The organism is Nocardia sp. NPDC088792 (assembly GCF_044750615.1).
Classification (GTDB): domain Bacteria; phylum Actinomycetota; class Actinomycetes; order Mycobacteriales; family Mycobacteriaceae; genus Nocardia.
Genome location: NZ_JBIVKC010000002.1, coordinates 1,724,350 through 1,736,919, shown reverse-complemented (window position 1 = coordinate 1,736,919; position 12,570 = coordinate 1,724,350). Strand labels below are relative to the sequence as shown.

Sequence of the window (12,570 nt, the reverse complement as noted above, 5' to 3'; positions counted from 1 at the left end):
TTGCCGCGCAGGAACTCTCGGGCAGTCGGTCTCAGAAGTACCAGGGGTAGGGGGTCCAGTCGGGGTCGCGTTTCTGGAGGAAGGCGTCGCGGCCTTCGACGGCCTCATCGGTCATGTACGCCAGGCGGGTGGCTTCACCCGCGAAGAGCTGCTGACCGACCAGTCCGTCGTCGGTGAGGTTGAACGCGTACTTCAGCATCCGAATCGCCTGCGGCGACTTCCCGAGGATTTCGCCCGTCCACTCCAGGGCGACGTCTTCGAGTCGTTCGTGGTCGACGACGGCGTTGACCGCGCCCATGGCGTGCATTTCCTCGGCCGTATAGGGCCGGCCCAGGAAGAAGATCTCCCGGGCGAACTTCTGCCCCACCATCTTCGCGAGATAGGCGCTGCCGTACCCGGCGTCGAAGCTGCCCACATCGGCGTCGGTCTGCTTGAACCGCGCGTGCTCACGCGAAGCGAGGGTGAGATCGCAGGTGACGTGCAGCGAATGCCCGCCGCCGGCGGCCCACCCATTGACGAGGGCGATGACGACCTTCGGCATGAACCGGATGAGCCGCTGCACCTCGAGGATGTGCAACCGTCCCGCGCGGGCCGCGTCCACGGTGTCCGCGGTCTCACCGCTCGCGTACTGGTACCCGTTGCGGCCGCGAATTCGCTGATCACCGCCCGAGCAGAAGGCCCAGCCCCCGTCCTTCGGGGAGGGCCCGTTGCCGGTGAGCAGCACCGTGCCCACATCGGCGCTCATCCGGGCATGATCGAGGGCGCGATACAGCTCGTCGACCGTGTGCGGCCGGAACGCATTGCGCACCTCCGGCCGATCGAAGGCGATCCGTACGGTGCCTTGTTCGATGTGCCGGTGATAGGTGATGTCGGTCAGGTTCTCGAACCCGGGCACGGGCCGCCACAGCGCTGCATTGAACGTCACCCGTCTGAACATACTGATCGCCGCTGAACAGCAGATTGTCGGCTATCGGGAGCGCGGGGACACGGGGTTGCTGCCGCGGTAGGACTTTCGGTCAGTTGATACAGAGCGCGGGTGTGAATCTGAAACGCTGCCAATCGATTGCGGGTGGCTTACAGTGCTGTTGCTGCCCTGGCAGTAGCAGCGCGTCGGCATCGTGTGTGCGGGGACACCGGTGCGTATAGTTGCGTGCGCTCGTTCATCGAAAAACTATCCGGAGGAACCTGAAAGTGGTTGCAGCACTGTCTGAATCCCTGCTCGATGACGCCAAGCGTCCGGCATTCATCGCCGACGCCCAGAAGGTTCTGGATGCGGAGGTGTCGGACAAGGGCGGCGCGTCGGGCCTCGCTGTGAAGGGCGGATACGCCGCCATCAAGAAGGTCAGCCCGACGATCGTCGGCGATGCGCTGGACTCGTTCGCCCCGAAGTTCGTTTCGCAGCTGGAGCCGTACTGGGCCGAATTCCGGGCCGGTGGCTCGGGTTCGTTCGCGGATCTGCTGGTCTCCAAGCAGGACGAGGTCGCCGAGGCTCTGCTGTCGGTTACCGATGGGCGCGCGGCGGCATCCTCGCGTCCGGCGCTCACCAAGGTCTACAACTCCCTGCGTGGTTCGGCGAAGAAGCATGTCGTCGAGGCGCTTCCGCGACTGGGTGACCTGATCCAGCAGCACGCTGGTTGATCGAATGACCGGTTCGCGGCCCGCGCGGGGCCGCGACCGGCACCAGCTTTCTGAGCAGGCGGCGGCCCTCCGGGCGGTCGTCGACTCGCCCCGGGCCTTCGGAGTCACTCCGGCGGGCCCGTTTTGCTGTCAAGTGGGCTGAATCAGCCCGCGGCCCGGCCGACTCGCCAGTAACCGGTGAAAGTGATGTCGGCCTTCGGGATTCCGCGTTCCTGGGCCAGATGCCGGCGCAGCCCGGCGACGAAACGCTGCTCACCCGCCAGGAAGCCGTACACGGCGGCGGCAGCCGGAATGCTCGCGGCGCGGACGGCGGCGTCGGTGAGTACGCCCGTCTCACCGTGCGGATCCGTGCGGACGATCCAGTTCACCTGCACCCCTTCGGGTTCGCCGAGGGTTTGCGCGTCATCGGCGTGCGGGATTTCGATGAACGCCGCGCCCTTCAGGTCGCGCGGCGCCGACCGCAGTGCGCCCGCGATACCGGGCAGTGCGCTCTCGTCGCCCGCCAGCAGCGCGAAATCGGTGTGCTCGGGCGCCTGATAGGTGATGCCCTCGTCCAGCAGTCCGACGCGATCGCCCGGGGTGGCATTGTTCGCCCATGCGGAGGCGGGGCTGTCGTCCCCGTGCGAGACGAAGTCGATGTCGATCTCGGCGGTGCCGCCGAACTGGCCGGAACCGGACGGCCGGTATTCGCGCACGGTGTAATTGCGTACCAGCGGCCGGTGTTCCTTGCCCATGACGAGGTACTGCGCGTACCAGCCCAGGCTGCTCGACGAGGTGGGCAGTTTCAGGCTGCCGTCCTTGCCTGGCATGAACAGCCGGAACCATTGGTCGAATCCCATTGCGGTGAAGCCGTCCAGGCCCGCGCCGCCGAGGGTGACTCGAACGAAGTTGGGACTGATCGGCTTGCTCGCGAGGACCTCCGCGGTGCGGATCTCGCGATGTTCGGGTTTGACATACTTGGTACGCTTCGCCATTGAATTAGGTTAGCAAACCCTAAGTACGTCGGATAGGTGTGAGCAGGCCGACGCAGCGCCCGCACCCACTGTCTGAGAGGCTGGGGGTGTGAATCCTTCGACAGCACAGGCGCACGTCATCGTCGACGAGCTCGCGCGCGGGGGAGTGCGGGATGTGGTCCTGTGCCCCGGTTCGCGAAATGCCCCGCTGGCCTTCGCATTACAGGCCGCGGACGCCGCTGGAAGGCTCCGGCTGCACCTACGGGTCGACGAGCGCACGGCGGGCTTCCTCGCCATCGGGCTCATCGCCTCCAGCGGCCGCCCCGTCCCCGTCGTCATGACCTCCGGCACCGCCGTCGCCAACCTCGGCCCGGCCGTCCTGGAAGCCAATTACGCGCGGCTCCCGCTCATCGTGCTCAGCGCCAACCGGCCCTACGAAATGCTCGGCAGCGGAGCCAATCAGACCGTCGAGCAGTTCGGGCTCTTCGGCAGCCAGGTGCGGGCCGCCATCAGCCTCGGGCTGGCGGAGATCGAACCCGGCGATTCCCACTACTCGACGCAGAACAGCCTGTGGCGTTCCGCGGTCTGCCGGGTGCTGGCCGCCGCCCGCGGCACGCGCTCCGGCAATGCCGGGCCCGTGCAGTTCGATATCCCGCTGCGCGAACCGCTGGTCCCCGATCGCGCCGCCGGCGACCTGCTGCCCTCCGGCCGAGACAATGAATGCCCTTGGACCGCAACGCAGTACGCGACCCTGGACGTGCCGATCGATATCGACCTGACCCTGGACACGGTGGTCATCTCCGGGCACGGCGCGGGACATCGCCCCGAGCTCGCGGCGCTGCCGACGGTCGCCGAACCGACCGCGCCCATGCACGGCCCGGCGCTGCATCCGCTGGCGCTGCCGCTGCTGAAACCCAAGCAGGCCATCATCACCGGGCGGCCGACCCTGCACCGGCCGGTCTCCAAGATCCTCGCCGATCCGGAGGTCACGGTGTACGCGCTGACCACCGGGCCGCGCTGGCCCGATGTGTCCGGCAATGTGGTGGGTACCGGGACCCGGGCGATCACCTTCGGTGCGCCGCGGCCGGAATGGCTGGAGCTGTGCCGGGATCTGAACGAGAAGGCGTCCCGGGTGGTGCGGGCGCAGCTGGCCTGCCATCCGAAGCCGACCGGCCTGCACGTGGCGGCGGTGGTCATGGACTCCCTGCACGAGGGCGATCAACTGCTGCTCGGCGCCTCCAATCCGGTGCGCGACGCCGCGCTGGTCTCGTATCCGCGGCGCGGCGTCCGGGTGCTGTCGAATCGCGGCGTGGCCGGGATCGACGGCACGGTGTCGGCGGCGGTCGGCGCCGCGCTCGCGCACGCGGGCCGCACGGTCGCGTTCATGGGCGACCTGACCTTCCTGCACGACGCCTCGGGACTGCTCATCGGGCCCGGTGAACCGCGGCCCGAGGACCTCACCATCGTGGTCGCCAATGATGACGGCGGCGGCATCTTCGAACTCCTGGAACAGGGCGATCCGCAGTACGCGGGCGTCTTCGAGCGCATCTTCGGCACCCCGCACGGCATGGACCTGGCCGCACTGTGTGCCGCCTACCGCATCCCACACCGCCAGCTGGACCCGGCGCAATTGGCCGCGGCACTGACCGAGAGCGCGCACGGCATCCGCGTGCTGGAGGTGGCCACCGAGCGGTCGAGCCTGCGGGAACTGCACGCGACCGTTCGCGACGCCATCGGGAAGTAGCGCCGGCCTTCGGGAAGTGAAGTAGTGCAGCGGGTTCGGGGTTATTCCGCCGAACCCGGTTCGTCGTAGTCGTCGATCGGCACCGCGATGGCCTGTTCGACGAGGTCGCCTTCGGAGGCGGTCCAGCCGGAGTCTCCGGCGGGTACGGCGCCGATCTCGGTATCGGCGTCATCGAGCTGGTCGGAATCGATATCCCGGTCCGGATACGCCGGGACGTGCTGTTCGATGTAATCGGCCTCGGGAACGGCGTCGGCAGTGCGATCGGACATCGGAGCTCCTCTCCGCCGGGTGGGCCGCCCGGTACGGTCGGGCTGCTTCGAGAATGCGCCTCGGCCCGCTCGACGGCAACCGCCGTACTCACTCGTCCGGCAGCAGCACGTCCTCCGCCGGGTACTCGACCAGCGCCAATACCCGCCCGGACAGGAATCGCGCAGTGCGCACGGCGGTCCCGGTCCTGGTCACTTCGCTGACCTCCACCACGCCCCGCGCAATGCGGACCTCGACCTTCCGGCCCGCCCGCGTGGCGCTCACTTCGTAATTGCGAGACCCGTCACCGGTATCGACGACGATCTCCACTCGATCACCCTTCATCTCCCAATTCTCCTCGCCACCAGTACTTTTCGCCCCGTTACCGGTTAACAACTCGGTGTCGGCTGCAGGAATACGCCCGCGGTCGCGGCGAGGGTGGCGGCTTCGGCTGCCGCTTCGATCGCCCGGTCGTCGAGGGGGTCGCCGGTGTTGAGGAGGCGGTAGTAGAGGGGGGCGGAGACGGCGGCGAGGACGGCGCGGGGGTCGGTGGCGGAAGGGATTTCGCCGCGGGCGGCGGCGGCCGTGACGCAGGGGGACCATTCGGTGAGGCGGGTGTCGTAGAAGCGGTGCAGGGCGTCGGCGGCGGTGTCGTCGAGGGTGGCGGCGGCGATGACGGCGCGGAAGAGGCGGCCCTGGCGCGGGTCGGTGAGGGTGGCGGCGACCAGGCGGGCATTGGCCAGCAGATCGCCGCGCAGGGTGCCGGTATCGCTGTGCGGGAGTGAGGTTTCCGCCATCTCGGCGAGCAGGTCGGCGACCAGTCCGGCGGGGGTGCGCCAGCGGCGGTAGACGGTGGTCTTGCCGACGTCGGCGCGGGCGGCGACCTCGGTGAGGTCCAGGCCCGCGAAACCGTGTTCGGCGAGCAGATCGCCGGCGGCGCGCAGGACGGCCTCGCGGACGCGGGCGGTGCGTCCGCCCGGCCGGATCGAGCCGGGAGTGGTGTCCTGCGTCATAACGGGCCTCCAGTTCCATTTGCGTTGGGGCGAGTGTATCGTCGATCGGGTTAATGAAACTGTAGTTCCGTTAGGAGTAGGTCATGGAGTACCGCAGGCTCGGCGCATCCGGTCTCATGGTTCCGGCGCTCAGCTTCGGCGCGGGCACCTTCGGCGGTCGCGGCGAACTCTTCAGCGCCTGGGGCGACACCGACGCACAAGCGGCCCGCCGCATGGTCGACATCGCGCTGGACGCGGGCATCACCCTCTTCGACACCGCCGACGTCTATTCCGACGGCGCCTCCGAGGAAGTGCTCGGCGAGGCCATCCGGGGCCGCCGCGACCGAATGCTCATCTCCACCAAAGCCGCGCTGCCCACCGGACCCGGACCCGGCGAATTCGGTTCCGGCCGGGCCCGATTGATCACCGCCGTCGAGGACTCGCTGCGCCGCCTCGGCATCGACCACATCGACCTCTTCCAGCTGCACGCCTTCGACGCGGGCACCCCGGTCGAGGAAACCCTTGCCGCACTGGACGATCTGGTGCGCGCCGGCAAGATCCGCTACCTCGGCGCCTCCAACTTCGCGGGCTGGCAGCTCATGAAATCGCTCGCGGCCGCGGACCGCCACGGCTTCCCGCGCTACGTCGCACACCAGGTCTACTACTCGCTGGTCGGCCGCGACTACGAGTGGGAACTCATGCCGCTGGGCCGCGACCAGGGCGTCGGCGCGGTGGTGTGGAGTCCGCTCGGCTGGGGCCGGCTCACCGGGAAGATCCGGCGCGGGCAACCGCTTCCGGCGGGCAGCCGCCTGCACAAGACCAGCGAGGCCGGGCCGCCGGTGGACGACGAACTCCTCTACGACATCGTCGACGTGCTCGACGAACTGGCCGCCGAAACCGGCCGCAGCGTCCCGCAACTCGCCTTGAACTGGCTGCTGTCGCGGCCCACCGTATCCTCGGTCATCATCGGCGCGCGCAATGAAGAACAGCTGCGGCAGAACCTCGGGGCGATCGGCTGGAGCCTGGACGCCGAACAGCTGGCCCGGCTGGACAAGGCGAGCGCCGTCACCCCGCCGTACCCGTACTACCCCTACTACCGGCTGCCGGATTTCGCCCGGCTGAACCCGCCCGCCGTGTAGTCGGCGAGTTACGGCGCCGAATACAGTCCCTGCGCCAGCACCGGCCACGAGGCCTTCAGATCGTCCTGCCAGTAGCCCCACGAATGGGTGCCGCTGGCGCGGTAGACGAAGGTGGCGGGAATGCCCAGATCGTTCAGCCGGTGCTGCAGGGTGTGCGTGGACAGGTCGATATTCGCTTCGATGAACGCGCCCACCGCCACGGTTCGCGCATTGTCCTCGGGCTTTTCGAGCCGGAACTTACCGCCGGGCGCGTCATAGACACCGGGAATCCCATTACCGGTGGAGATGAAAAGATTTGTGCCGCGCAGTTTCCCGGCATGCACGGTCGGATCGTTCGCGACCCACAGCGGATTGTCGTCGGCGCCCCACATATTGGTGACCGTGCCGCCGCCCCAGTTGCCCACGGTGAGTTTCACCGCCTCCCGCCCGATGGGGTCGCTGGTCTGCGTGAGCCCGCTGTAAACGGCGGCGCTGCGGTACATTCCGGGATTGTCGATGACCGCGTCGAGCACCGGGATCCCGGACATGGACAGGCCCGCGATGGCGTTCACGCCATTGGTGCCGAGGGCGGCGTCGATCAGCGGCGGCAGTTCCTTGCTCAGGTAGGTGGCCCATTTGTTCACGCCGCCCATGGCCGGATCGGGTTGCAGCCAATCGGTGTAGAAGGTGAAGGCGCCGCCGATGATCTGCACGACATTGATGTTCTTGTCCGCCAGGAAATCCAGTGCGTCGGTGCGCAATTGCCAGGAGGCGTCGTCCACGCCGCCGCCCGCGCCATTCAGCAGGTAGAGGGCGGGTCGCGGGACGGAAGGGTCGGCGGGGCGTTCGACATCCACCGCGAAGCTGCGGTTCATGGCGGCGGAGTACACGGAGAGGCGGATATCGCGGGCGTCCTCGACCCGGATGTCCTCGATATAGGAACCGTCGTCCGACTTCAGCGCGGGGAGCGTCACCCCGGGGACGGAGATCGGGTCGGCGTGCGCGGGCGCGCCGCCGAGTCCGAGGATCGTGGCGGCCAGTACCGCCAGGGTCGGTCGCCCGCTGATCCGACGGTACAAATTGCCGCCCTTCAGGTCTCAGTACACGTCGCGTACGTACCTTTTCTCCGCGACCAGCTGTTTCCGGAACGCCAGCGCGGCCTCCGAGCTCAGCTTGCCGTGAATCCGCGCGATTTTCAGCAGCGTATCGTCCACGTCCTTGGCCATGCGCGAAGCATCACCGCACACATAGAAATAGGCGCCTTCCTGCAGCCAGGCCCACAGTTCCGCGCCGTGCTCGATCATGCGGTGCTGCACATAGATCCGCTCCCGCTGATCCCGGGAGAATGCCAGATCCAGCCGCGTCAGGAAGCCGGAACGGAACATGTCTTCCAGTTCGTCCCGGTAATAGAAGTGATCCCGGGCGCTCTGGTCACCGAAGAACAGCCAATTGCGGCCCGCATGGCCCAATGCGCGACGCTCCTGCAGAAAACCCCGGAACGGTGCGATACCGGTACCCGGACCGACCATGATCATGGGCGTATTCGGATCCATCGGCGGCCGGAAATGCGGCGCCTGCTGCAGGAAGATCGGCACTTCGGCACCGGCGCGATCGGCCAGGAAGGTGGAGCACACCCCGCCGCGCCGGGCGGCCGGATCCCCGTACCGCACCACGCTCACCGTCAACTGCACCTCGTGCGGGCTGACCAGCGGACTCGACGAAATCGAATACTGGCGTGGCTGCAGCTTCTTCAATGCGCCCAGCCACTCCACCAGATCGGCGCGGACCGGGAAATCCCGCAGCACGTCCACCGCCTGCCGGTCCCACAGATAGCCGTCGAGCTCGTTCCGATTGTCCCGTCGCAGCAATTTGGCCAGGTGCTGATCCGAATTCCGCTCCGCGGCAAAGGCCAGCAGATCGCCGCTGACCTTGGTGATGTCGTAATGCGTCCGCAATGCCTCGGCGAGAGTGAACTCCCGGCCGTCGAGTTCGACGATCCGGCTCCCGTCGAGGCCGGTGACCTCGAGCCACTCCGCCACCAGGACATCACAATTCGCGGGCCGGATCCCCAGCGAATCACCCACCTCGTATACCGCGGTACTGTCGCTGAGATCGAACCCGAACTGCCGCACCTCTTTCCCGGCCCGCGACAGCAATTCATTGCGCACCAGCGTCGCGGGCAGCGGCGCCTGCCGCGTGAAAGGTGCCGCCCCGGGCCGCCCGAGCGCGGGCGCCAAGGTGGCGAGCGACATCCGCGCATCGGCGCCGCCCGCGGCCCACACGCCGCCGGCGGAGGTGACCGCACCGACACCCGATGGGGACGTCCCGCCGGCGGTGGGCCACCCGCCGTCGCCCGGCGAGACCGCGCCCGGTGCTGCCGCGGTCGCAGGCCGTGCGTCGAAGCCGGATCCCGAGGCGGTGTCGGCGTGGCCGGGACTCGACGAGTTCGCTGTGCCCTCGGCCAGTGCCGTCACGATGTCTGCGACCCAGCGGTCGGAGAGATCGTCGTGGTCGGGTTCGCTGTCGACGCGGGGGAGGAGGCGGGTGGCGCCGCGGGCGGCGAGCATTTCGTCGAGTCTGCGGCCGTGGCCACAGAAATCGTCGTAGGAGGAGTCGCCGAGAGCGAAAACGGCGTAGCGGACGCCGGGCAGCCGAATCTCGCTGCCGGACAGCCGCTCCCAGAAGTCGGCCCCATTGTCGGGCGGGCCGCCGTCACCGAAGGTGCTCGTGATGATCAGGACATCGCCGTGCAGTTCGGCCAGTTCGGCGCCATCCATCTCGACCAGACGTGACGCGTGCCCGGACTCGGTCAACCGGGACGCCATATCCGCGGCCAGCTCCTCGGCGGTACCGGTCTGCGAGGCCCACAGCACGGTCAGGGTGCGAGTGGCAGAGTCTCCGGCCACACCGGCAGCAGGAACGCCGGCGGCGAGACCATTGGCAGGGCCGCCACTTGCAGGCAACCCGTTGCCGGAGAGGCCGTTCGAGGGCATCCCGTTGACGGGCAAGCCGTGCAAGGACAACCCGTTCGCAGGTGAGTCGTTCGAGTGCAAGCCGTTGGCAGACGACCCGTTCGAAGGCAACCCGTTGGCAGGTGAGCCGTTCGAGGGCCTTCCGTTCGAGGACAACCTATTGGCAGGTGAGCCGTTGGTGGGCAAGCCGTTCGCAGGGTCTCCGCTGGCCGGGCTGCTGGTGCCGGGGTGGCCGTTGGCAGGGTTGCCGTTGGTGGGAAGGCCGGGCGGGGGCGTGCCTGTACCGGGGATATCCGTGGCCGGCGGACCGGACGCTGCGGTGGCCGGTCCGGATGCCGCACTGCGCGAGTACATTCCGGCCAGCAGTCCGTCGATCCACACGCGGCTGCCCGGGGCGAACGGTGCGGAGTCCGGCAGCACCGGTACGGCGGTGATCGGCAGCGTCTGCAAGGCCGACAGATATCCGGCGAGGTAGATCCGCTCGATCTCACTCAGCGTCGGCACGGCGGCGGTGTCCAGTCCGAGCAGGATCGCCAGCGGATGCGGTCCGGCCGCCGGCGGATGCGCCGCGCCTTGTGGTTCGGCGGTGACCGGTTGGCCGGGTGCCGCGGCGGGCTGCACGGCGGGGGTGGGCAGGGTGTCGTGGGTGGTGTTCACGGCGGCCACTTTTCGCAGTCGTACGGCGCAGACCTTGAACTCGGGTTGCAGTGAGTCCGGATCCACGGCGTCGTTGGTGACGGCGTTGATGGTCAGGTATTCGCCCTGTTCGTCGTTCCAGTGGAAGGGGGCGAAGCAATTGCCGGGGAGGACGCGGTCGCTGACGACCGCGGGGAGTACGGCCCGGCCGCGGCGGGAGGCGATCTCGATCTGATCGCCCGCACCGATTTCGAGTCGTATCGCATCGTCCGGATGGATTTCGACGAACGGGCGTCCGTTGAGTTTGTTCAGCCGCGCGATCTTGCCGGTCTTGGTCATGGTGTGCCACTGGTGTTGCAGGCGACCGGTATTGAGGATGAACGGGTGATCCTCGTCCGGCATCTCGGCGGGCAGCAGGTGCGGGCGCGGCAGGAAGACGGCCCGCCGGCTGGGGGTGGCGAAGGCCAGGCGCGGGGTGCGGCCGCCGGCGTCGGTGAACAGGTCCTGGCTGACGCCGTCGTTGAGGTAGCGGATCGGGTTGCGCCGCACCGCCGGATCGGGGCACGGCCACTGCGCGGGGCCTTCGCGCAGCATCTCGTAGCTGATGCCGCGGAGGTCGTATCCGGTCTTGGGGTTCGCGAATCCGCGGATCTCGTCGAAGATCTCGGCGCTGGAGGCGTAGTCGAAGCCGGGGAAGCCCATGGCGGTCGCCACCTGGGAGATCAACTGCCAGTCCGGTCGCGCGTCCCCGACCGGCGGCAGCGCTTGCCGCATCAGGGTCAGGGTGCGTTCCGAACTCACCATGACGCCGTCGGTCTCGGCCCACAGGGCGGCGGGCAGCAGCAGGTCGGCGTAGGCGTTGGTGGCGTTGTCGGTGTACACGTCCTGCGTGATCACCAGTTCGGCGGCCTCCAGACCGGCGATGACGTTCTTCCGATTGGCCATGGAGGCAACGGGATTGGAGCAGATGATCCAGCAGGCCTTGATATCGCCGTCGGCGAGTCCGCGCCACATGTCGACGGTGCCGGGCCCGCCCTGACTGCGCAGGCTGCCCGGTTCCAGTCCCCACGCGGTTTCCACGAACGCGCGATCCGGGGGTGCGAGCACGCTGCGCTGACCCGGTAGTCCCGGTCCCATGTAGCCCATTTCGCGGCCGCCCATGGCGTTCGGCTGCCCGGTGAGCGAGAAGGGCCCGCTGCCGGTGCGGCAGATCGCGCCGGTCGCGAGGTGCAGGTTGCAGAGGGCGTTGGTGGTCCAGGTGCCGTGCGTGGACTGGTTGACGCCCATGGTCCACAGCGACATCCATTCGCCCGCCGCGCCGATCATCGCGGCGGCGGTGCGGATATCCGCTTCGGCCAGTCCGGTGATGGCGGCGACCAGGTCGGGCGGGTATTGGGCCAGGAATTCCGGCATCCCCTCCCAGCCCTCGGTGTGCTCGGCGATGAACTGCGCGTCGATGTTCCCGTTCTCGACCAGCAGGTGCAGGATCCCGTTCAGCAGTGCGAGATCCGTACCGGGTTTGAGCTGCAGGAACAGGTCGGCCTTGGCGGCGGTGTCGGTGCGCCGCGGATCCACCACGATGAGTTTCGCGCCCGCTTTGAGCCGATCGGCCATGCGCAGGAACAGGATCGGATGGCAGTCGGCCATATTCGCGCCGATGACGAAGAACAGGTCGGCGTGATCGAGATCGTCATACGATCCGGGCGGCCCGTCCGCGCCGAGCGACTGCTTGTAGCCGGTGGCGGCGCTGGCCATGCAGAGCCGCGAATTGGCTTCCATGTGCACGGTCCGGATATGGCCCTTGGCCAATTTCGTTGCCACGTACTGGGCTTCGATGGACATCTGCCCGGATACGTAGAGCGACACGGCATCCGGTCCGTGCTCGTCCAGGATGGCGCGTAGTCGTTCGGCGGCCTCGCGGACGGCTTCGTCGACCGGTACGGGTATCGGCGGCTGCCCGCGTTCGGGCCGGCGGTGGGCGGATTCCATGCGCCCCGGGGTCCGCATGAGGTCGGCGTGCGTGGCGCCCTTGGTGCACAACCGGCCGCTGTTGACCGGATGCTCCTTGTCGCCGCCCAATGTGGCGATGACCGGGAGGCCGAGGTCACCGGTCCTGGTTTGCAGCGTGATTCCGCAGCCCACCCCGCAGTACGAGCACACGGTCCGGGTGCTGTGCGAGGCAGTCGAATCGGGCATGGTTCCGATCTTCGTCACCCCTGGTTGCGCCGGATTTACCGAACGTTATCGCGAGGTGACATTCCGCCTCACATC

General features: G+C 68.1%; 10 protein-coding genes. 3 read left to right on the top strand and 7 right to left on the bottom strand.

The genetic code is table 11. The annotated features are described in order from the left end of the window. Positions 1–31: 31 nt before the first annotated feature. On the bottom strand, positions 32–925 hold the full coding sequence (locus ACIP5Y_RS17040; RefSeq protein WP_400351062.1) for a 1,4-dihydroxy-2-naphthoyl-CoA synthase: 894 nt from the start codon (positions 923–925) through the stop codon (positions 32–34). A gap of 266 nt (positions 926–1,191) precedes the next feature. Here ACIP5Y_RS17040 and ACIP5Y_RS17035 point away from each other — a divergent pair, with 266 nt between their 5' ends. Further along, positions 1,192–1,638, top strand: a complete 447-nt coding sequence (locus ACIP5Y_RS17035; RefSeq protein ID WP_400351061.1) for a DUF6918 family protein — start codon at positions 1,192–1,194, stop codon at positions 1,636–1,638. 143 nt (positions 1,639–1,781) lie between these two features. Here ACIP5Y_RS17035 and ACIP5Y_RS17030 read toward each other — a convergent pair whose 3' ends face one another. Beyond that, positions 1,782–2,612, bottom strand: a complete 831-nt coding sequence (locus tag ACIP5Y_RS17030) for a siderophore-interacting protein (RefSeq protein ID WP_400351060.1) — start codon at positions 2,610–2,612, stop codon at positions 1,782–1,784. An 88-nt stretch (positions 2,613–2,700) separates the two neighbouring features. Here ACIP5Y_RS17030 and menD point away from each other — a divergent pair, with 88 nt between their 5' ends. Next, on the top strand, positions 2,701–4,335 hold the full coding sequence (gene menD / locus ACIP5Y_RS17025) for a 2-succinyl-5-enolpyruvyl-6-hydroxy-3-cyclohexene-1-carboxylic-acid synthase (protein ID WP_400351059.1): 1,635 nt from the start codon (positions 2,701–2,703) through the stop codon (positions 4,333–4,335). 41 nt (positions 4,336–4,376) lie between these two features. On the opposite strand, the gene ACIP5Y_RS17020 is transcribed toward menD, so the two are convergent. From ACIP5Y_RS17020 to ACIP5Y_RS17010, 3 genes are all read right to left on the bottom strand, one after another. Beyond that, positions 4,377–4,604 (bottom strand): hypothetical protein, encoded by a 228-nt coding sequence (locus ACIP5Y_RS17020; RefSeq protein WP_400351058.1) that lies wholly within the window; start codon positions 4,602–4,604, stop codon positions 4,377–4,379. Positions 4,605–4,692: 88 nt separating this feature from the next. Beyond that, the gene (locus ACIP5Y_RS17015; RefSeq protein ID WP_400351057.1) at positions 4,693–4,926 is read right to left on the bottom strand and encodes a hypothetical protein; all 234 of its coding nucleotides are present in this window, start codon (positions 4,924–4,926) and stop codon (positions 4,693–4,695) included. A 44-nt stretch (positions 4,927–4,970) separates the two neighbouring features. Next, positions 4,971–5,594 carry a TetR/AcrR family transcriptional regulator gene (locus tag ACIP5Y_RS17010; RefSeq protein WP_400351056.1) on the bottom strand — a complete coding sequence of 208 codons (624 nt, stop codon included), beginning with the start codon at positions 5,592–5,594 and terminating at the stop codon, positions 4,971–4,973. An 83-nt stretch (positions 5,595–5,677) separates the two neighbouring features. Here ACIP5Y_RS17010 and ACIP5Y_RS17005 point away from each other — a divergent pair, with 83 nt between their 5' ends. After that, positions 5,678–6,712: an aldo/keto reductase gene (locus ACIP5Y_RS17005; protein ID WP_400351055.1), complete on the top strand. Its 1,035-nt coding sequence runs from the start codon at positions 5,678–5,680 to the stop codon at positions 6,710–6,712. A gap of 8 nt (positions 6,713–6,720) precedes the next feature. Here the strand turns inward: ACIP5Y_RS17005 and ACIP5Y_RS17000 are convergent, their stop codons facing one another. Next, the gene (locus tag ACIP5Y_RS17000; RefSeq protein ID WP_400351054.1) at positions 6,721–7,770 is read right to left on the bottom strand and encodes an alpha/beta hydrolase; all 1,050 of its coding nucleotides are present in this window, start codon (positions 7,768–7,770) and stop codon (positions 6,721–6,723) included. A gap of 18 nt (positions 7,771–7,788) precedes the next feature. Beyond that, positions 7,789–12,495, bottom strand: coding sequence for a molybdopterin-dependent oxidoreductase (locus tag ACIP5Y_RS16995; RefSeq protein WP_400351053.1), 4,707 nt, complete (start codon positions 12,493–12,495; stop codon positions 7,789–7,791). Between the last annotated feature and the right edge of the window lie 75 nt (positions 12,496–12,570).